Origin of the sequence: Kingella kingae ATCC 23330 (genome assembly GCF_900111845.1) — a bacterium.
In the GTDB taxonomy this organism is placed as follows: domain Bacteria; phylum Pseudomonadota; class Gammaproteobacteria; order Burkholderiales; family Neisseriaceae; genus Kingella; species Kingella kingae.
On record NZ_FOJK01000058.1, the window covers coordinates 184,025 to 204,777 of the forward strand.

General features: G+C 45.4%; 19 protein-coding genes and 1 pseudogene. 5 read left to right on the forward strand and 15 right to left on the reverse strand.

Going from position 1 to position 20,753, the window contains the following annotated elements; genetic code table 11:
* Nucleotides 1–494: 494 nt before the first annotated feature.
* The 9 genes from panD to BQ5809_RS09015 form a co-directional block, all read right to left on the reverse strand.
* Nucleotides 495–878 carry an aspartate 1-decarboxylase gene (panD, locus tag BQ5809_RS08975; protein WP_003785911.1) on the reverse strand — a complete coding sequence of 128 codons (384 nt, stop codon included), beginning with the start codon at nt 876–878 and terminating at the stop codon, nt 495–497.
* A 185-nt stretch (nt 879–1,063) separates the two neighbouring features.
* On the reverse strand, nt 1,064–2,935 hold the full coding sequence (locus tag BQ5809_RS08980) for a M48 family metalloprotease (RefSeq protein ID WP_032827624.1): 1,872 nt from the start codon (nt 2,933–2,935) through the stop codon (nt 1,064–1,066).
* 79 nt (nt 2,936–3,014) lie between these two features.
* Entirely contained in the window at nt 3,015–4,823 is a 1,809-nt protein-coding gene (gene aspS, locus BQ5809_RS08985) for an aspartate--tRNA ligase (RefSeq protein ID WP_003785907.1), read from the reverse strand.
* Nucleotides 4,824–4,854: 31 nt separating this feature from the next.
* Nucleotides 4,855–5,769 carry a glycosyltransferase family 2 protein gene (locus tag BQ5809_RS08990; RefSeq protein WP_230471667.1) on the reverse strand — a complete coding sequence of 305 codons (915 nt, stop codon included), beginning with the start codon at nt 5,767–5,769 and terminating at the stop codon, nt 4,855–4,857.
* A 317-nt stretch (nt 5,770–6,086) separates the two neighbouring features.
* Complete coding sequence (locus tag BQ5809_RS08995) at nt 6,087–6,521, reverse strand: DUF29 domain-containing protein (RefSeq protein ID WP_032827623.1); 435 nt, start codon at nt 6,519–6,521, stop codon at nt 6,087–6,089.
* Between the two features lie 41 nt (nt 6,522–6,562).
* Nucleotides 6,563–7,216 (reverse strand): DUF502 domain-containing protein, encoded by a 654-nt coding sequence (locus BQ5809_RS09000; RefSeq protein ID WP_003785903.1) that lies wholly within the window; start codon nt 7,214–7,216, stop codon nt 6,563–6,565.
* A gap of 84 nt (nt 7,217–7,300) precedes the next feature.
* A complete protein-coding gene (locus BQ5809_RS09005) occupies nt 7,301–8,398 on the reverse strand; it encodes a phospholipase A (protein ID WP_003785902.1) in 1,098 nt (365 codons plus the stop codon).
* 132 nt (nt 8,399–8,530) lie between these two features.
* Nucleotides 8,531–9,241, reverse strand: coding sequence for a purine-nucleoside phosphorylase (gene deoD, locus BQ5809_RS09010; RefSeq protein ID WP_003785900.1), 711 nt, complete (start codon nt 9,239–9,241; stop codon nt 8,531–8,533).
* A 162-nt stretch (nt 9,242–9,403) separates the two neighbouring features.
* Nucleotides 9,404–10,372 (reverse strand): tRNA dihydrouridine synthase, encoded by a 969-nt coding sequence (locus BQ5809_RS09015; protein WP_003785898.1) that lies wholly within the window; start codon nt 10,370–10,372, stop codon nt 9,404–9,406.
* A gap of 84 nt (nt 10,373–10,456) precedes the next feature.
* On the opposite strand from BQ5809_RS09015, the gene truB reads away from it, so the two are divergent.
* Both truB and BQ5809_RS09025 read left to right on the forward strand, forming a co-directional pair.
* Nucleotides 10,457–11,383 (forward strand): tRNA pseudouridine(55) synthase TruB, encoded by a 927-nt coding sequence (truB, locus tag BQ5809_RS09020; protein WP_003785897.1) that lies wholly within the window; start codon nt 10,457–10,459, stop codon nt 11,381–11,383.
* Nucleotides 11,384–11,399: 16 nt separating this feature from the next.
* On the forward strand, nt 11,400–12,317 hold the full coding sequence (locus BQ5809_RS09025; protein WP_003785895.1) for a J domain-containing protein: 918 nt from the start codon (nt 11,400–11,402) through the stop codon (nt 12,315–12,317).
* 101 nt (nt 12,318–12,418) lie between these two features.
* On the opposite strand, the gene ung is transcribed toward BQ5809_RS09025, so the two are convergent.
* The 4 genes from ung to BQ5809_RS09045 all read right to left on the reverse strand — a co-directional run bounded on the left by ung (nt 12,419) and on the right by BQ5809_RS09045 (nt 15,571).
* On the reverse strand, nt 12,419–13,078 hold the full coding sequence (gene ung, locus BQ5809_RS09030; protein WP_003785891.1) for a uracil-DNA glycosylase: 660 nt from the start codon (nt 13,076–13,078) through the stop codon (nt 12,419–12,421).
* Entirely contained in the window at nt 13,075–13,308 is a 234-nt protein-coding gene (locus BQ5809_RS09035; protein ID WP_003785889.1) for a putative hemolysin, read from the reverse strand. Before BQ5809_RS09035 ends, ung begins: the two co-directional genes overlap by 4 nt.
* Nucleotides 13,309–13,467: 159 nt before the next feature.
* On the reverse strand, nt 13,468–15,108 hold the full coding sequence (gene groL, locus BQ5809_RS09040; RefSeq protein WP_003785888.1) for a chaperonin GroEL: 1,641 nt from the start codon (nt 15,106–15,108) through the stop codon (nt 13,468–13,470).
* A 175-nt stretch (nt 15,109–15,283) separates the two neighbouring features.
* A complete protein-coding gene (locus BQ5809_RS09045) occupies nt 15,284–15,571 on the reverse strand; it encodes a co-chaperone GroES (RefSeq protein ID WP_003785887.1) in 288 nt (95 codons plus the stop codon).
* Between the two features lie 334 nt (nt 15,572–15,905).
* Between BQ5809_RS09045 and tgt the strand changes: the two genes are divergently transcribed.
* Complete coding sequence (gene tgt / locus BQ5809_RS09050) at nt 15,906–17,021, forward strand: tRNA guanosine(34) transglycosylase Tgt (RefSeq protein ID WP_003785886.1); 1,116 nt, start codon at nt 15,906–15,908, stop codon at nt 17,019–17,021.
* Nucleotides 17,022–17,108: 87 nt separating this feature from the next.
* Nucleotides 17,109–18,503 (forward strand): glutamate--tRNA ligase, encoded by a 1,395-nt coding sequence (gene gltX / locus BQ5809_RS09055; RefSeq protein ID WP_003789835.1) that lies wholly within the window; start codon nt 17,109–17,111, stop codon nt 18,501–18,503.
* Nucleotides 18,504–18,639: 136 nt separating this feature from the next.
* Here the strand turns inward: gltX and BQ5809_RS11645 are convergent, their stop codons facing one another.
* Both BQ5809_RS11645 and BQ5809_RS09065 read right to left on the reverse strand, forming a co-directional pair.
* On the reverse strand, nt 18,640–18,909 hold the full coding sequence (locus BQ5809_RS11645; protein ID WP_003785881.1) for a transposase: 270 nt from the start codon (nt 18,907–18,909) through the stop codon (nt 18,640–18,642).
* Nucleotides 18,910–19,100: 191 nt separating this feature from the next.
* Nucleotides 19,101–20,024 (reverse strand): bifunctional helix-turn-helix transcriptional regulator/GNAT family N-acetyltransferase, encoded by a 924-nt coding sequence (locus BQ5809_RS09065; protein ID WP_003785879.1) that lies wholly within the window; start codon nt 20,022–20,024, stop codon nt 19,101–19,103.
* Nucleotides 20,025–20,187: 163 nt separating this feature from the next.
* Between BQ5809_RS09065 and BQ5809_RS11615 the strand changes: the two are divergent.
* A pseudogene (locus BQ5809_RS11615) lies at nt 20,188–20,753 on the forward strand (IS5 family transposase); the annotation flags it as partial.

The following is a 20,753-nucleotide window of genomic DNA, read 5'->3' on the forward strand; positions in this document are numbered from 1 at the left end:
ATAAAAATCAAAAAGTTATATTAGCAATTGTAACAATGTAGTCTCTGACTACATTTTGTGGATTTAATTTACATAATTTGTAATAGAATGTCAAAAAAATTTACTATTAAATAAATTGAATTATTGATATTTTTAGATAACATTTTGATTTTAATTTGAATTTTTATTATTTCTGCAAAAAGAATGTAAAACGATTTTAAGAAATTTAATTTCAAAAAAAGAGTATGCGTGATGTGCAGGCTGCTTTGATATTGATAGCGTGTCTGTGATGAGACAATGTGATGAATATAGTGTTTTAAATTTAGATTAGGACAAGGCGACAACGACCGCCGTGTACATCTAGTACATAAGGGAGTTGGCAACGCTGTACTAATCTAAATTTAAAGCACTATAAGATGCCGTATAGCCAAATCAATAGTGCTTTAAATTTAAAGCACTATAAAAGCAGCCTGCACTTTTAATCAACAAAAGTGCAGGCTGCTTTTTTTATGTGTTTACAAAATCGTTTGCGCAGGCTCGTAGTGAATAATATCGCGGATTTTATTGTTTTCGTCCAACAGCACAACGGTGGGTTCGTGGCTGGCGATTTCGGGTTCGGATAGGGTTACATACGACATAATAATGACCACATCGCCTGCTTGCACCAATCGCGCCGCTGCGCCGTTTAAGCAAATCACGCCGCTGCCGCGTTCGCCAGAAATAGCATAAGTTTCAAAGCGTTCGCCGTTGTTGTTATTAACGACTTGTACTTTTTCGTTTACCAAAATGCCTGCTGCGTCCAGCAAGTCTTGGTCGATGGTGATGCTGCCAACATAGTTTAAGTCGGCTTGGGTAACAATGGCGCGGTGGATTTTGCTGCCTAATAATGTGCGAAACATAATGAAAAATCATCAAAAATAGAAAGGGTGATATTGTACTGTTTACGTGATTGGATTGTCTATTTTAAAAAAGCAGCCTGCACTTTTTGTTTAAAGGCTACGCCGCCTACGGTATACTTCTTTTATACCCAAATCAAAGATTTGGACAAAAAGTGCAGGCTGCTTTTTACACGACAAAATAAACCCTACCACAACTTACGATTTTTGCCATGTTTAGACTTCTGATACAGCAAACCCTTTTCCACTTGCCGAATCCGATACCAAGTGCGGTCGGGCAAGGCTTTGGGGTTGAGCAATATCCAATCGTGCGCCAACGTCTGTAATTGCTCTGCCAGTTGCTTGGACACTTGCTCGGCTATTTCGGCGCGTTCAGATGCAATCAACGTAAACTGCATTTCAAACACAATCACATAAAACGGCTGTTCTGGCTGAACCAAATCCGCTTTTTCCACCCAGTAAACACGCTTCACATTCTTGATTTGCGCAAAACGCTGTTGCCACGTTTGCCGTTCATCGTCCGACAAACGCGCTGTTTGAAATTCATCAAACGCTTCAATATGATTGCGTTGATGTTGGTTTAACTCGTCTTGCTCGCGTTGTTTGACGAAGGCTTGTTCGCAAGAGTTTGCTGCGTCAGTTCGCCCATTTTCGCCATGATATTGCGCTTCTACCAGCCAACTGGCTGCTGCAAAACTGCGGTCTTGTGTATCGGCACGACATTGGCGCAAATACAAAATGCCATCCGCATTGTTTTGTGCCAACAACACACGCCCATAATGAAAAGCGTGTTTTGCCGATGGTTCGCGTTGATACAAAGCGTAAAACAAAGGCAACGCTGCCGCCTTATCGCGATAACGCTCGGTTAATAAAGCTTGCTCTATGCTTTCGTCCAACGATAAAGGTTCGGTTTGGTTTTGTAATTCAATCAAGCGGTTTTGTTCTTGCGTGGCTTCATCGTAGGATTCTTGCCAGTTATCGGCGGCATTCTCCCACCACGTTTGATTCATCTGTTGGATTAAATTGGGCAAACGCTCGTCCAACCACAGCAATGCAGAATCTTTGTCTGTTGCCCATCGCAAACGGCTGTACACGCCCAATTCTTCATACGCATCGCGCAAGGCAGGAATTTGGTCGTCCACCGTGCTTCGCGCTTGCATCAGTTGATTTAAGCGTTGCGATAAATCGGCACAATAATCAGGCAGCCTGCACAATTGCGCGATTAAATCTTGAAACGGCATGGGTTCTGGCTTACCAACGTGGTCGGTTTGTTGCCAAAACTTTTGCCAATATTCGCGTTCGTAATCGCCAGCCAGTTGAATATTGCCACGCGCTTGGGCGATTGCATTAACCGAAGTCGCTGCCGCTGCGACACGTTCCGCCGCAAACGAGTTTTGATGTGAAAGCGGATGCACAATATCATCAAAATACGCCATAAAATGCGGCATGATAAAGCGAAAAATACTGCGGTTTTCGGTTAAATAGTCTTGCGCCCAACGCCAACGCGTGCAGTGTTTATCGATGGTTACACTCAAATGATTGAACGGCGCAAACGCAAGCTGACGCGCGATAACGCTGCGTAACTGCTCTTGATTGAGCGCGGCAATCACAGGCACGCCCAAAACCAAAGTGTTACGCATACCCAACCAACCGCACCAACGTGGCTGACAGTGTAGGCTGGCATCAACATTATCGATAAAATGAATGCGATGTGCAGGTTTTTGCTGGATTTTTTGGGCGATGTCGCGCATTTGGGCATACAAAGTGGGATATTGCGATTCTAGAGCGCAAATACCACGCGGTGGCTCGTATGTTGGCATGGTCAACATGAAGCGTAGTAAATACCAAGCGGTCGGCGTCGCAAAAAACAGCAGAAACACGCCCACAAATGGACTGGTAAACAGCAAACCCACCGCTGTTATGCTGCTCAACGCATACAGCGCCCAAATCAGCCACAACATCAACGTGCCAAAATACACAGTCAGCCGCACGCGCACACGATACAGATTGGGGTGTCGCGCGGCTTGGTAATGGCAGTTTTGGATACGATTTATATTCATTTAATTCACTATACTTAAAAAGCAGCCTGCACTTTATTTATCAACAAAATGTGCAGGCTGCTTTTTCTATTTCACAAAATTAAGCATCTTTTTGTTCAGTCGCTTTTTGGCGCAAACGCAAGTGCAATTCGCGCAGTTGTTTGTCATCAACAGCGTTTGGCGCGTTCGTCAGCAAACATTGCGCGCGTTGTGTTTTCGGGAATGCAATCACATCGCGAATCGATTCCGCACCCGTCATCAACGTAACCAAACGGTCTAAACCAAACGCCAAACCGCCGTGTGGTGGCGCACCAAATTTCAAGTTATCCAACAAGAAACCGAATTTCTCTTGTTGCTCTTCAGGGCTGATTTTCAACGCTGCGAACACTTTTTCTTGCATATCCGCACGGTGGATACGGATAGAACCGCCGCCAATTTCCCAGCCGTTCAACACCATATCATAAGCGCGAGCCAAGCATTTTTCAGGGTCGCTGGTCATCAAACCCACATGACCTTCTTTTGGCGCGGTAAATGGGTGGTGTACCGCCACATAACGGTCAGCTTCTTCGTCGTATTCAAACATTGGAAAATCCACAACCCACAACGGTTTCCATTCGTCCACGAAGTAGCCGTTTTCCAAGCCGTGTTCTTTACCGATTTTGATACGCAATGCGCCAATCGCTTCGTTTACCACTTTCGCTTTGTCCGCGCCGAAGAAAATGATGTCGCCATTTTCCGCACCAGTACGCGCAATGATTTCTTTCAATGCGTTTTCCGACAAGAATTTCACGATTGGGCTTTGTAAACCGCTATTTTCGCCGTTTGACAAATTGGTTACATCGTTTACTTTGATGTATGCCAAGCCTTTCGCGCCGTAAATGCCGACAAATTGCGTGTATTCGTCAATTTCTTTGCGGCTGAATTTCGCACCATTTGGCACGCGCAAAGCGACTACACGTCCGCCTTTCATATCCGCCGCGCCACGGAATACTTTAAATTCTTCCGTTTTCATCAAATCGGTTAATTCGGTAAATTTCAACGAGATACGCATATCAGGTTTGTCCGAACCGTAGTTGAACATCGCGTCCCAATACGCCATGCGTGGGAAATCGCCCAAATCCACACCCAAAGCGTCTTTAAACACTTGTTTTGCCATGCCTTCGGTAATGTCCATGATTTCATCTTCGTTTAAGAACGAAGTTTCCAAGTCGATTTGGGTAAATTCAGGCTGGCGGTCAGCGCGTAAATCTTCATCGCGGAAACATTTGGTAATTTGATAATAGCGGTCAAAACCTGCAACCATTAACAACTGTTTGAATAATTGCGGCGATTGTGGCAACGCGAAAAATTCGCCAGCATGAACGCGGCTAGGCACGAGATAATCACGCGCACCTTCAGGCGTTGAGCGTGTCAGCATTGGCGTTTCAATGTCAATAAAGCCTTGCGCGTCCAAATAACGGCGCACGCCCATTGCCACTTGATAGCGCAAACGCAGATTTTTTTGCATTACAGGGCGGCGCAAATCAATCACGCGATTGGTCAAACGCACGGTTTCGCTGATGTTTTCATCGTCAATCATAAATGGCGGCGTGGCAGCAGCGTTCAGGATTTCAATTTCTTTCGCCAAAATTTCAATTTTGCCTGAAATCATTTTGTCGTTGCTTGTGCCCTCTGGGCGGTTGCGGACACGTCCAGTAATGCTCAACACAAATTCATTACGCGCTGAATCCGCCAATTTGAATGCTTCGGGCGTGTCTGGGTCAATCACAACTTGTACGATACCTTCGCGGTCGCGCAAGTCAATGAAAATCACACCGCCATGGTCGCGGCGGCGATGAACCCAGCCTTTTACGGTTACGGTTTGGTCTAAATATTGTTCGCTGATTAGACCGCAGTAGTTGGTACGCATATTGTTGTTTTCCTTGTTTAATTTAATTGGGTTAATTTATATCGTATTTTTTACGTAACTCTTCGTATTTTTTTGATTTAAAAGTCTTATAGAACCATTTTCGCAATGGGTTGCTATAGTATTTTTTCTTATGATTAAAGAATTCTAAATTTTGTTGCTGCCAATTTTGCTGATGAAACGCATCAAATAAATTATGGAAGTACATATTGTTTTCTTCGTAAAAATCAATGTGCTTCGTATATATTTTTAAGAAATTTCTTGCTATTTTTTTCTTATCCACACTATCGCAAATTGAATTTTTAGTGTTTCTTTTTCTATAAAAATATAAAATTTCATCTATTTGATAGAATTTTTTATTTTTCTTTAACATTGAAATATAAAATTCCCAGTCCTCTCCATAAGTTAAATCGGTGTTGAATCCACCTACTTCGTCATAATCTTTTTTGCGAACCATCATGCAAATGCCATTTCCCATGCAATGTATCTGCAAAATATCAAGAACAGTTGGATTTTTAGCACACCAAATTTCATTTGTATTTGCTTCAAAATGTTGTGCTCTACTATAAATTAACGATAATTCTGGTTGTTGGTTCAGTAAGTTTGCTGCTTTTTCAAAATATGTCGGTGCGATTTTGTCGTCCGAATCTAAAAAGAATAAATAGACACCGCTGGCATGTTTGATTGCATTAACCCTAGCAATAGTCACATTTGTATTTTCTTGCTCAATAATTTTTATTTGGATTTGAGAATGTTGTTGAGCAAATTGTTTAAGTATCGACAATGTATTATCGGTTGAGCCATCATCTATGATAACGATTTCATAATTGTTCATAGTTTGTGCAAGAATGCTATTTAGTGTTTCAGTTACATATAAAGCAGAATTGTAACAAGGAATAATGACTGAAATTAAAGGGTTGGAGTTATTAGGTAAAAAAGATGTATCCATAATCATTTTAACCTTTATGGTTGTTGTTAATGACTTGTATATTAAAAAATGTAACGGTTAACGAATACCAGGCAACTTTACTAGCATAAGCAACTTTATTCTTAAAAACTGCTTTTTCTAAATGGTGTTAAATAGCCATTGAGCTGTTACGAATAGGCTGTGTAGGTTTGGGCACGACCATAACAAGAAATAGGATAATGTGAGAATTTGCTGGGTTAAGACCCAACCCACACACGCAGTAGTTGGTACGCATAGTTTTGTCTTTCTTGTTACAGTTTTAAATTAATAAAATATAAATTCAGGCTGCTTTTAGGTTTTCAGGCTGTCTGAAAAAAATCTTTCATCAAAATATCAGAAATTATCCAAATCATTTCATCAGGAAAATGATTTAAACCTGTCTCCGTTTCGACTTGTCTAACGCCACGCTCCCACGCCCTTTGTAACCATTCATAATCATCAAAATGATTAGCTAAACTGGGCGAATCTTCCAATAAATCCGCAATTTCTTGACGTTGGTCGTTAATCGTTCTGCGCCAAGAGTTGCCACGATGTGTCGGCTGAAATTCCCATTTCAATAAATGGGCAATCAAAATCCCCATTCGGCGCATTAATTCACGGTGTTCTTTTCGGCTCATGGCTTGCATTTCTTCAATCAGGTTTTCAACGTCTAACTCTTGCATTCTACCTGCTTTGAGCAAATCGGCTTGATGTGCTGCCCATGCTGCAAGATCATGATGATAATTGGTGTTCATTGGCTCTTCCTTTGTTTGGCTATTCAAAAGCAGCCTGCACATTATTCTTTTGCTTTAATCGGCAATTCATCAGGCATCACCATGCCCAACGAAATCACATATTTCAACGCTTCGTCCACCGTCATATCCAGTTCGCGAATGTCGCTTTGGCACACCACAATATAGTAGCCGCCAGTCGGATTTGGCGTGGTCGGCACATACACGGACACATAACCTGTTTTTTCAGGCAGTGCGTCCGATACGGCATGAGGCACTTCACCCGATACAAATGCAATCGTCCAAATATTGGGTTGCGGAAATGGCACAAGCACAGGCGTTTTAAACGAACGTGCATTGTCGGACAGCAAACTTTCGGACACTTTTTTGACGCTGGAATAAATGGATTTAACCACAGGAATGCGCCCAAGCAGGCTATCCCAGCCTTCTAAAAATTTGCGTCCTAATACATTGGCTGCCAATACGCCTGTGACAAATAACACAATCACGGCTAACACAAAACCTTGACCAGGGATTTTGAAACCTAAATAGTTTTCTAATCGCAATTGGTCTGGTATTAAGTTGATGAGTTTGTCGCTTGCGCCTATGATGTAGGTTACCACCCATGCGGTTACGACTATGGGTAACCAAACCAATAAACCCGTAATCAAATATTTTTTGAGCAGCTTACCTATGCCGCCTGACGATGCTTCTGCCATGAATGTGTGTGCCTTTATTGCGATGCAAAAACGGCGAATTATACGCGGTTTTGTGGGAAAAGTGCAGGCTGCTTTTGGTTTGTATTACAAGCCGTCCCAGCCGTTGAACAACACACCAATACCAATACCCGTTTGCTTGTGGTTGTAGTCAATCAAACTCTCGCCATAGCCATGAAAGCCCTGCACATAGGCTTTGAGCTTGCCCATAATCGGAAAGGTGTAATTGACTTGCACTGCGCCACGATTTTTGAACGGATTGTAGCGAATGGTTGAAGACAGCGTGTGTTTTTCATCAAACTGATACGCCAATTTCACATCGCCATAACCCATGTAATCGGCGATGTCGGGGTTGTCGTTGTTTTCGCCTTTCGGGTCGATTCGCGCCCACAAACGTGGCACAACCGATAGCTTGCCCCACTCCATGCCAGCCATTGCGTAAATGCGATTCCACGAACGCGACATCGGACGCGATTGTCCATTGGATTGGTGGATATAGCCCACGCCCAGCATTCTCAATTTACCGCCAAATGGCAGCGTAGCTTTGACTGGCTGGGTTAAGAAAATTTCGGGTGCGTAATCGGTGTTACGAAACGGTGCAGATTTTTCGCCTTGGTTATAAAGCTGCCAGTTCGATTGCTGCGTGTAGCCCACCCACAAATCGGCACGAGTGCGGAACAAATCTTCCATCACTTTGGTTTTTAAAGAAATTTGCAGTTTAGCTTCGGTGTGGAGTTGGTCTTCTTGCACGTTGTTAATGGTATAGCCGCGCGTGGGCGAATAGGGGCGATAGTTGGGGCTGCTGCGATACCAAGCAGGCAAAATATAAGTCGGCTCGTGTTCGCGCAAACTTAAAATTCCGTTGGGGTCGTTTTTTTCCAAATCATACAGTTGCGCCAATGGGGTGTAGGCATCGGTCGGTGCAGTTAAATCGCCCGATTGTTTGGGGTCAGCAAACACGACTTGGGTTGATTGATTGGCTTGGCTGGCTTCGTAGCTGCGAACTAAATCGACGCTTTTGGATTGGTTGGGATTAGGGGTAACGCCTTGTTGTGTATAGGCTTGGTCAAAACACGCCAAGCGAGCGGCATTATCGGTGATTTGGGTGCAGGCTGCCGCGCCATTATCAGCATAAATAGGCGCAGAAAGTGCGAACGAAGTCAGCAAAAATACGGTTTTTTTCATTTTGTTTGATGTCGTTTTGTGGGGAAAAAGCAGCCTGCACTTTTATTAAAAGGTTGTGCCTGCCTACAGCATACAGCTTTTATACCCAAATCCAAGATTTGGACAAAAGGTGCAGGCTGCTTTTTGATGTGTTTACAAAGTAATCGCTGCGTCTAACGCAATTTTCATCATCTCGTTGAACGTGGTTTGACGCTCTTCGGCGGTGGTGTATTCTTCGCGCACGATGTGGTCAGACACGGTGCAAAGCGTTGCAGCTTTGGCGCCAAATTCAGCAGCCACACCATAAATACCAGCCGCTTCCATTTCCACGCCCACAATGCCGTATTTACGCAATACTTCGGTCATTTGCGTGTCGGGGCTGTAAAACAAATCGGCAGAGAACATATTGCCTACGCGCACATTCACGCCATTGTCTTTGGCAGATTGAACCAAGGCTTGCACAATGCCAAAATCGGCAATCGCAGCAAAATCGTGGTCGCGGAAACGGGTGCGATTGACTTTGCTGTCGGTGCTCGCGCCCAAGCCAATCACCACATCGCGCACATGAACATCATCTAACACCGCGCCACACGAACCAATGCGAATCAGGTTTTTAACGCCATATTCGGTAATCAATTCTTTGGCATAAATGGAACAAGACGGAATGCCCATGCCGTGTGCCATAATGGAAATGCGTTTACCTTTGTATGTGCCTGTGTAGCCATACATATTACGAACCGATGTAACCAGTTCGGCATTTTCCAAGTAGTTTTCGGCAATGTATTGTGCGCGAAGTGGGTCGCCTGGCATCAATACGGTTTCTGCAAATGCACCTGCTGGTGCGCCAATGTGGGGAGTAGCCATGATGGTTTTCCTTTATAGAGTGGTTACAAAAAGTGCAGGCTGCTTTGGATTGATGTGGTGAAATGAAATCGCAATAGTACGCCGTTGCCAACGTCCTTATGTGCTATTTACACACGGCAGGCATTGTCGCCTTGTCCTATTTTTATTTCATTTCATTATCATTCAATCCGCCACAAAACTCTGCAAAATTCTTTGAATATCCGCCACTTCACGTTGCGTGCGAATGGCTTGGAACAGCGTTTCGGCTTCGGGATACGCATCGCGCATCATGCCGAGCCATTGTTTGAGCCGTGCTATGGCATATTTGCCTTGCGGTTCTTTTTCTAGGCACAGCGCGAAAAACAAGCGAATCCAGTCCATGATTTCACCATGAAAACAAGCAGCCTGCACAGTTTGTCCGTGTAAATATTGCTTGATTTGTCGCGCCAAGTCGGGGCGAATCACCGCACCGCGTCCAATCATCACATCTTGGCAACCGCTTTGTTCGCGAATGGCGCGGTAATCGCTTAACGTGAACACATCGCCATTTGCCACCACAGGAATCTGCACCGCTTGGCGAATTTTGTTTACCCAATCCCAATGTGCAGGCGGTTGATAGCCTTCCACTTTGGTACGCGCATGAACGGTGAGCAAACTCGCGCCGCCTTGTTCAATCGCTTGGGCGTTTTCCAAAGCGAGTTCTTTGTTTTCAAATCCCAAACGCATTTTTGCTGTGAGCGTGATGTGGCTGGGCAAGCGGTCGCGTAACGTGGCAACAATGTGGCGCACACGTTCGGGTTCGCGCAACAACACCGCACCGCCTTGATGTTTATTTACCGTAGGCGCAGGGCAGCCAAAATTTAAGTCAATTTTGTTTGCGCCCAGTTTAACGGCTTCTAGTGCGTTTTGCGCCATCATATCGGCATCGCTGCCCAGCAGTTGCGTGACACAAGGCACACCCGAAAACGTTTGATTTTGCGTGGCGATTTCTGGCACATGGCGCAACCAAGTGGGGCGCGAATGCACGGTGTGGGTAATGCGGACAAATTCGCTCACGCATTCATCGTAGCCGCCAATTCGGGTGAGTAAATCACGCATAACAGGGTCGCAAAGTCCTTGCATGGGCGCAAGTATCAATTTGGGTGTGGACATAAACGTGCAGGCTGCTTGAAAACTAAATCAGTATTATAGCCGTTTTGAACTATAATAGTGCCATTTCATTAAAGCTATTTCACTATGACCAAACCGACCAAACGCGCCATTAGTGGCGTTTTATTATTAGACAAACCGCTGGGCATTAGCAGCAACACCACATTGCAGCAAGCCAGACGGTCATTTCACGCCGAAAAAGCAGGACACACAGGCGTGTTAGACCCATTGGCAAGTGGCTTGTTGCCCGTGTGTTTTGGCGAAGCAACCAAGTTCGCGCAATATTTGTTGGATGCCGACAAAGCCTATACCGCCACGCTCAAATTGGGCGAAGCCAGCACCACAGGCGATGCAGAAGGCGACATCATTGACACCGCTCGCAGCGACATTGCGCCCGAAGAATTTCAAGCAGCCTGCACCGCTTTAACAGGCAATATTCGCCAAGTGCCGCCCATGTTTTCCGCGCTCAAACACGAGGGCAAACCGCTGTATGAATACGCTCGAAAAGGCATCGTGATTGAACGCAAACCGCGCGACATTACCATTTATCAGATTGATGTATTGGACTTTGCCGCACCATTTGCCACCATTGCCGTGCGTTGCAGCAAGGGGACGTATATCCGCACATTAAGCGAAGACATCGCCAAACACATGAACACCTTTGCCCACTTGACCGCTTTGCGCCGCACCGAAACCGCAGGTTTTCACATCGCCCAAACGCACACATTGGACGCGCTGTCGGCATTAAGCGAGCCTGAACGCGATGCGCTGTTGTTGCCGTGCGATGCGTTGGTACAACATTTGCCACGCATTGAATTGGACAACGAAAGCGTGAAAAAATTGCGTTTTGGGCAGTCTGCACCGTTTGTGGCGAACGATGATTTGCCCAGCAACACACCATTACGCGCCTATGCCACATCGGGCGAATTTATTGGTTTGATTGAATATTTCAGCCATCATCATTGCCTAAAATCGGTGCGTTTGATGAACACCACAAACAGCCAAAACCCTTAATTTTTTGATTTGATTTATGACGATTCGCACCCACTACGACAATTTGCACCTTGCGCCCGATGCCAGCGAAGCCGAAATCCGCCAAGCCTATCGCCGATTGTCCAAGCAATACCACCCCGATTTGAACACTGACCCTGACGCTCACCGCATTATGCAGCTTATCAATCAGGCGTATGAAGTGTTGTCCGACCCCAAAAAACGCGCCGAACACGATTTGTGGATTGCCCAGCAACGCATGACTCGCGCGGCTGATACGATGGCAAACAACCGTCCTGCCATGCCTGATGTGGTGGTTACACTAACCGAAGCCACGCCCAGCGCAACGAAGTCGCCCAAAAAATACACAGGCGCGATTGCGCTGGCGGTGTTGCTGCTTGCCGTGTTGTTGATTGGGCAGATTTGGTTCGCCGCGCAAAGCGACAACGCGCCCGACACAAAAAAAATGCAGGCTGCTTTGAACGCATCTGCACCCAAAAGCGACAACACGCCAAACGATGTAAACCACGAAAAGCAGCCTGCACTTTTGGCAAGCAATCCCAACGAAAACACGGTGGCATTGGCAGCGAGCGTGGCATATATTCGTCCGTTTGCTGCGCCTAATGGCAATCCGTTTCCGCAACAGGCTGGCTATATTGACGGCTACCCAATTCACACAGGGCAGGGCGGTTTGCGGATTTATGTGGAAAATATCCGCAATTCGTCTGATGTGTTCGCGCAGCTGTATGTGTCGGGCAATACCGAGCCGCTGCGGACGTTTTTTATCCCCGAGCGCAGCCAGTTGGAATTGCAAAACTTGAACGCTAGCAGCTACACGATTCGCTATCAACAGCTAGACGGCGGCGAACAGCTCAACAGCGAAACGGTGGTGCTGCAAGGTGGTCAGCGTGAAGCAACGGTGTATTTGCAACGCGGTAGTGCGCCTGTGTCGTATTGAATATAGTGCAGGCTGCTTTGATGCAAAAAAATCCTTTATAGCTTTAAAACTATAAAGGATTTTTTAATAAACCTCCTGCTAAACCAATCAGTTATAGTGAATTAAATCTGCCAATTAATCGGCGCGATACCATGTTGCTGCAAATAATCATTGGCTTGCGAAAAATGTCGGCAACCAAAAAAACCGCGATATGCCGATAAAGGCGATGGATGTGGCGCAGTCAAAACCAAATGCTGATTGCGATTGATATTCGCGCCTTTTTTCTGCGCGTGGCTGCCCCATAGCATAAACACCAAATGCTCGGCGCGTTGATTCAGTTGCGCGACCACAAAATCGGTAAACCGCTCCCAGCCCAGTTTGGCGTGCGAATTGGCTTGATGAGCGCGAACCGTCAAAACCGTGTTCAACAACAACACGCCTTGCTCTGCCCAATGCGTCAAACAACCATGTGCAGGCTGCTTGAAATCGGGCAAATCGCTTGCCAACTCTTTATAAATGTTGATTAAAGACGGCGGAACAGCACAACCCTGCTGCACCGAAAATGCCAAGCCGTGCGCCTGCTGTTCATTGTGATACGGGTCTTGCCCCAAAATCACCACTTTCACACGCTCCAACGGCGTGTAGGCAAACGCATTGAACACATCATCTGGCGCAGGATAAATCATTTGCCCATTGTCACGCTCTTGCTGCACCGTTGCCAGCAGTTGCTGAAAATACGGCTGCTGCATTTCATCGCGCAGAATATCGTCCCAAGTCATCATTTGTTGTTCGCGCGGAAATATTCCCACTCTTCAATCACTTGACCGTTTGGTAAATGGCACATTGCGTATTCGTTGCCGTCTTTGTCTTTGCGTGGCTCTAATTTGCCGCCTTGTTTCACGCAAAATTCGCTGGCTGGGTTTGCCATGCCTACCATTTCTACTTGTTCAGGTGCGTTTTGAGCGCAGGCAGTTAAAGCGGTTGCAGCGGCTAAAATGGCTAATTTTTTCATGTTTACTTTTTCTTGTGGATTGAAATACACATGGTTACAAAACTAAAATTTGCTGTGTATTCGGTTGATAAATTTGAAATATTCAAAAGCAGCCTGCACCCATTCAAAAAGTGCAGGCTGCTTTGTTTTATTGACAATGCGTACAGATTACATCAGGCATTACATCATGCCCATGCCACCCATTCCGCCCATGCCACCCATATCAGGCGCAGCAGGTTTGTCTTCTGGAATGTCAGCAATCATGCACTCAGTAGTCAGCATCAAACCAGCGATAGAAGCCGCGTGTTGCAATGCAGAGCGCGTTACTTTTGCAGGGTCTAACACACCCATCGCAATCATATCGCCGTACGTATCGTTGCCCGCGTTGTAACCGAAGTTATCCGCACCTTCCAATACTTTATTCACCACCACGCTAGGCTCGCCGCCAGCATTCGCCACGATTTGACGCAATGGCGATTCAATCGCTTTCAACACAATTTTCACGCCAGCTTCTTGGTCAACGTTAGAAGTTTCCACCGATTTAACCGCAGCACGCGCACGCAACAGAGCCACGCCACCACCAGCAACCACGCCTTCTTCAACTGCCGCACGAGTCGCGTGCAAAGCGTCGTCTACGCGGTCTTTTTTCTCTTTCATTTCCACTTCAGTTGCCGCGCCAACTTTGATTACGGCAACACCGCCAGCCAATTTCGCTACACGTTCTTGCAATTTCTCTTTGTCGTAATCGCTGGTTGCCACTTCAATTTGTTTGCGGATTTCGCCAACACGCGCTTCAACGGCTGCTTTGTCACCAAAACCATCAATAATAGTCGTGTTTTCTTTGCTGATTTCAATGCGTTTTGCTTGACCCAAGTGTTCCAAAGTCGCTTGTTCCAAAGTCAAGCCCACTTCTTCGGCAATCACAGTTGCGCCAGTCAAAATCGCAATGTCTTGCAACATCGCTTTGCGACGGTCGCCGAACCCAGGAGCTTTTACCGCAACGGTTTTCAAAATACCGCGAATGCTGTTTACAACCAAAGTTGCCAATGCTTCGCCTTCCACGTCTTCCGCGATAATCAACAATGGGCGGCTGGTTTTTGCCACTTGTTCCAAAACGGGCAACAAATCACGGATATTGCTGATTTTTTTGTCAAACAACAACACAAATGGGCTGTCCAAACCAGCGATTTGTTTTTCCAAATCATTCACGAAATAAGGCGACAAGTAGCCACGGTCAAATTGCATACCTTTAACCACTTCTAACTCGTTTTCCAATGATTTGCCGTCTTCAACGGTAATCACGCCCTCTTTGCCGACTTCTTGCATCGCGTCTGCAATGATTTTGCCAACTTGCTCGTCAGAGTTCGCAGAAATCGCGCCCACTTGAGCGATTTGCTCGTATGTTTCGCAAGGTTTCGCGATGTTTGCCAATTCGCCAACCAAAGCCGCCACTGCTTTGTCAATACCGCGTTTCAAATCGGTAGGATTCATGCCTGCGGTAACGTATTTCATGCCTTCAGCAACAATCGCTTGCGCCAACACGGTTGCGGTGGTTGTGCCGTCGCCAGCCACATCATTGGTTTTAGAAGCAACTTCTTTAACCATTTGTGCGCCCATGTTTTCAAATTTGTCTTTCAATTCAATTTCTTTTGCCACAGATACGCCGTCTTTGGTGATGTGTGGACCGCCGAATGAGCGGTCTAATACCACGTTGCGACCTTTTGGACCCAAAGTTACGCGAACTGCGTTTGCCAACACATTCACGCCATTAACCATTTTTGCGCGGACTTCTGTACCGAATTGAACGTCTTTTGCTGCCATTTTGTTTTATTCCTTGAAATTTGATTAAATTAACTTTTTACGTTTTCAGGCTGCCTGAAAATTCTCAATCGCCATTCCTGCGTTGAGCTGTATCAATATATATTGCTTGAACTCAACGTTGGATTACCGCCTACGCGGTAATGACGAGGTTTATCTTTTCAGACTGCCTAAAAAATTATTCCACAATCCCGAAAATATCTTCTTCGCGCATTACCAACCATTCCACGCCGTCCGCTTTCACGGTTTGACCTGAATATTTGCCGAAAATCACTTTGTCGCCGACTTTTACATCCAAAGCGCGGCGGTTGCCATCGCGACCCAATTTGCCTGCGCCAACCGCAATCACTTCGCCCATGTCGGGTTTTTCGGTTGCTGATGGGGCTAAAATAATACCTGATGATGTTTTTTCTTCTGCTTCCAAGCGTTTGATGACAACGCGATCATGTAAAGGACGGATAACCATGTTTTTGCTCCGATTAAGTTGTGTGAAAAAAAGAATAATGCAGCCTTAACTGCAACGGTTAGCTAAATAAAGGCAGCCTGCACGAAATTCAAGTTGCAGGCTGCTTTTTTGTGTGATTTTTGTTGTAAATAATTTAATTTAAAGCGGATTTATTACAATTTACGGTGAGACGAAGAACGGCAAAAGCGTGGGTATGGCGGCGCAACGCCACGCTCTGACTATAACAGCGTGATAATTATTGATTAAACCGCGACAAAAACCGCTATAATCACGCATTATTTTTTGTAGGCAGCCAATCTGTTGTGGCTGCCTAAACTATTTGATTGGAAAAGATATGTTGAATTTTACTCTGCACAAAACCGATGGCTACGCGCGACGTGGTACGTTGGAATTGAATCACGGCAAAATTGAAACGCCTGTGTTTATGCCTGTTGGCACGGTGGGCTCGGTTAAGTCTATGACGCCGCAAGGTTTGCACGATATTAAGGCCCAAATTATTTTGGGCAATACTTATCATTTGTGGCTGCGCCCTGGCTTGGAAGTGATTGAAGAATTTGGTGGTTTGCACGATTTTATTGGCTGGAATAAGCCGATTTTGACCGATTCGGGCGGTTTTCAGGTGTTTTCGTTGTCGGAATTGCGTAAATTGACCGAAGATGGCTGCACGTTCAAAAGCCCAATTAACGGCGATAAATTGTTCTTGTCGCCCGAAATTTCTATGAAAATTCAAACGGTTTTGAATTCGGACATTGTGATGCAGTTGGACGAATGCACCCCAGGGGAAGCGACGCACGCGCAGGCGAATAAATCGTTGGAAATGTCGTTGCGCTGGGCGGAGCGTAGTAAAAAAGCGTTTGAAGATTTGAAAAACCCAAATGCGTTGTTTGGCATTATTCAGGGGGCGATGTACGAAGATTTGCGCGAAAAATCATTGCGCGGTTTGGAAGAAATTGGCTTCAAGGGGATTGCGATTGGTGGCTTATCGGTGGGCGAGCCGAAGCCTGAAATGTATCGTATGCTCCGTGCACTCGCACCGATGTTGCCCGCAAACAAACCGCATTATTTGATGGGCGTGGGTACGCCCGAAGATTTGGTGTATGGTGTGGCGCACGGTGTGGATATGTTTGACTGTGTGATGCCAACGCGAAATGCGCGAAATGGCTGGTTGTTTACGCGATTTGGCGATTTGAAAATCCGCAATGCCAAGCATCGTTTTGATAAGCGTCCGCTGGACGAAAGCTGCACTTGTTATACTTGTCAAAATTTCAGCCGTTCGTATTTGCATCATTTGGATAGAGCCAAAGAGATGCTGGGCGCACAACTGAACACGATTCACAATTTGCATTTTTATCAAGTGATTATGGCGGAAATGCGTGAAGCGATTGAGCAAGGAAAATTTGCCGATTGGCAAGCGCAATTCCGTGCAAATCGTGCGCGTGGTACGGATTGAATGATTAAGTAAAGTGCAGGCTGCTTTTTATCGCGAAAAACAGTACAATACGCGCCTATTTTTATGACAAATAAAGAAAGAATCATCATGACGATTAAAACCCGTTTTGCACCCAGCCCGACTGGTTATTTACACATCGGCGGTGTGCGTACTGCCTTGTATTCATGGGCGTTTGCCAAACATCACGGCGGCGAATTTTTGTTGCGTATTGAAGACACCGATTTGGAACGCTCAACCAAAGAATCCGTTGAAATCATTTTAAAAGGCATGGATTGGGTAGGCTTACATGCCGACAATGCCAATAACATTATTTACCAAACGCAAAATTTTCCGCGCTACAAAGAATTGATTAAACAATTAGTGGAACAAGGACACGCCTACCCATGCTATTGCAGCAAAGAAGAATTGGCTCAAATGCGCGAAAAAGCCGAACGAGAAGGCACAGCCACTTACGACAGACGTTGGCGACCCGAAGCAGGTAAAACGCTGCCTGAAATTCCTGCTGGCGTTGAACCTGTGATTCGTTTCAAAAATCCATTGGACGGCGTAACTGTTTGGAATGATTTGGTAAAAGGCGAAATCAGCATTCCCAATTCCGCGTTGGACGATTTGATTATTGCGCGTGCGGACGGCACACCGACTTACAATTTCTGCGTAGTCGTGGACGATTTTGACATGAGTATTACCCACGTTATTCGCGGCGACGACCATGTGAACAACACGCCAAAACAAATCAATATTTTCAAAGCGTTGGGCGCAAAAATCCCCAAATATGCGCATTTACCCATGATTTTAAACGAGCAAGGCAAGAAAATTTCCAAACGTAGCGGCGACACCGTAGCCATTACCGAATACGAAGACATGGGAATCCTGCCTGAAGCCTTGTTGAATTACTTGGCACGTTTGGGTTGGGCGCATGGCGATGATGAATTTTTCAATATGAATCAATTTGTTGAGTGGTTTGAATTGAATGCCGTTTCAGCCAGTCCTAGTCGCATGGACAGCAAAAAATTGTTGTGGATTAACGCGGAACACATCAAAGCAACCGACAACGAAAAATTGGCTGAATTGACCTTGCCACGTTTGCAAAAACAAGGCGTAGAAGTTTCAGGCAGCCTGAAATTGGCGGACGTGATTGCATTAGTCAAAGACCGCGCTCAAGATTTGAATGCGTTGGCGACCGAATGCGCCTACTTCTACCAAAAAGCCACACCAGCCGAAGCGGACGTAGCAAAACATTGGGACGAAGAAGCCCCAGCGCGTATGCAGCGTTTCGCCGACAAATTGGCGCAATTAGACACTTGGACAGCCGAGAGCATTCACGATTTGTTCAAACCATTTTGCGATGAAGAAAACATCAAAATGGGTAAATTGGGTATGCCGTTGCGTTTGGCGGTGTGCGGCACAGCGAAAACGCCTAGCGTAGATGCGGTATTAGCATTGCTGGGTAAAGATGAAGTGTTGAAACGCATTCGCGGGTAATCATTCAATAAACAAAAAGCAGCCTGCACTTTAAGTAAACAAAAAGCGCAGGCTGCTTTGCATCATCAAAAAATAATCGTAAATAAAAAGGCATAATTTATAGTGAATTAAATTTAGAACCTGTATTCACAAACAACTATTTGATAAATTTTAATATTTGTGAAATATACCCTAGTTTAACAAAATTTTCAGCAGATAAATTCGTCTGCTCAAAATCTTTTGCTAAACGTCGAGACCAACCTAACCATGCAAATGTTCGTTCTACAATCCAACGTTTGGGCAGAATATGCCAAGAAATATCTTGAATTTTCTTTGAAATCTGAACAGTTAAACCCAATTTCTCTGATACTTCACGCTCAAATGTATTCCGATAACCTGAAACCTTTGCAAAACTATCCGTCGTCATTACCGCATAGGCGGTAATCCATTTTCAATCTTAAATAGATTTTTAATCAATCAAATAAAATCAATTATCTAAATTTTGCTATTGGATTCCCGTATTCGTGGGAATGACGAGATTTAGGTTAATTTTTAGGTTTTGCAAAGGTTTCAGACAGTATGAGTAATACGGCAAGACGAGCCAACGCCGTAGATTTTCTATTTTGGTTTACTATAATCAGCTTCCCAAACCCAAGTCTCTTCCGTAATCGCTTCCGCTTTCCATTCCGTATTCACCGTTTCGCTCACCAGCCGAAAGCCGTGGCAGCGGTAGAGTTCACGGGCTGCGCTCAAGTCGCTGACTGTGCCGAGTGTAACCCGTTGAATGCCCGATTGGCGCACAAACGCCATCAACGTATTCATCAATTTTTTGCCTGCGCCCAATCCCTGATAACGACTGTCGGTGGCGAACCAGCGCAGTTGCCATTCCTCCTCGCTGTGTTGAATCAGGCTTACCGTGCCAATACGCTTGTCGCCCAGCATCGCCAGCCAGATTTTGCCCTTTACCCCATTCTTTACAAACGCCGACAACGCCTCCAACACATAGGGCTGAAACTCGGGACGGTAGCCCATATCCGTATAAATTTTGCTGTGCAAATCGGCGATAAACCCAATGTCCCGCACACCGCCCTCCACAACCGCCAACTGCGGCGCACGGCGGTAAATCTGCTCAAAATCGGCGGCGGCTTCAGCAAGCAGCACAATCTGCGCCTCGGGCAAACCGTCCAATTCGGCGGCAAGCAGTCGGTCGGTGCGTGCCCGTTGCGACACAAACGCCGCCTCGCCCTGCGCCGTCAGTCTGATTTTAAACGACCGTTTGTCCGCCTCGTCAGGCGTTTTTTCCAGCCAGCCTGCCACCTCAAATTTTTTCAGCACCACACTGAGCTGTCCCTTGTTCATTGAAAGCGACTGGCAAATCTGCTGCGCCGTGATGTCGGGCGTTTGCTGGATTTCGGTCAGCACATTGGCTTCGTTCAGGGTCAGTTCGGCGTTGTAAAAATCGCTGGCAAACCGTGCCAGCAAGTTGGCATAAAAACGGTTAAAACGGCGAAACAGCGGTAAAAATTCGGTTTGGGTCATCATCTTTTCTCCATATAGTTTAGAAATGTAACTATATGAGAAATGTGTGGGCTTGTTAAACAAGTTTATAATCTAAACTAATTAACGTTGGAAATTTTTGAAAAACCGACCGCGCTTTGTTCTCAAAAATAAGAACCTGTATTCACAAAAATGATAAAATATCTTTATGACTAAAAAATCCTACCCAACAGACTTAACAGATGCCCAATGGCAAGCGATTGAGCCACATTTTAACCAGCTACGCCACTACAAATGGGATAAACGTCAATTAGTGAATGCCGTTTTGTACATCACCAAAACAGGTTGCCAATGGCGTATGCTGCCCAATGATTTTCCACCTTATTCAACCGTATGGAGTTTCTATCGCAGAGCCAATCAATCAGGCTTATGGGATAGAATTCTTTTGGCATTGGTTCAAAAAAACGTTTAATCCATCAAAAACAAGCGATGCCAACTTATGCCATTATTGATTCACAAAGTGTCAAAACAGCTTCTAGCGCACATGATAAAGGTTTTGATGGAGGTAAAAAAATCAAAGGCCGTAAGCGACATATATCAGAGCAATTGGGTTTAACTGTTGAGATTTCAAAGAGAATTCAAGATATTTCTTGGCATATTCTGCCCAAACGTTGGATTGTAGAACGAACGTTTGCATAGTTAGGTTGGTCTCGACGTTTAGCAAAAGATTTTGAGCAGACGAATTTATCTGCTGAAAATTTTGTTAAACTAGGG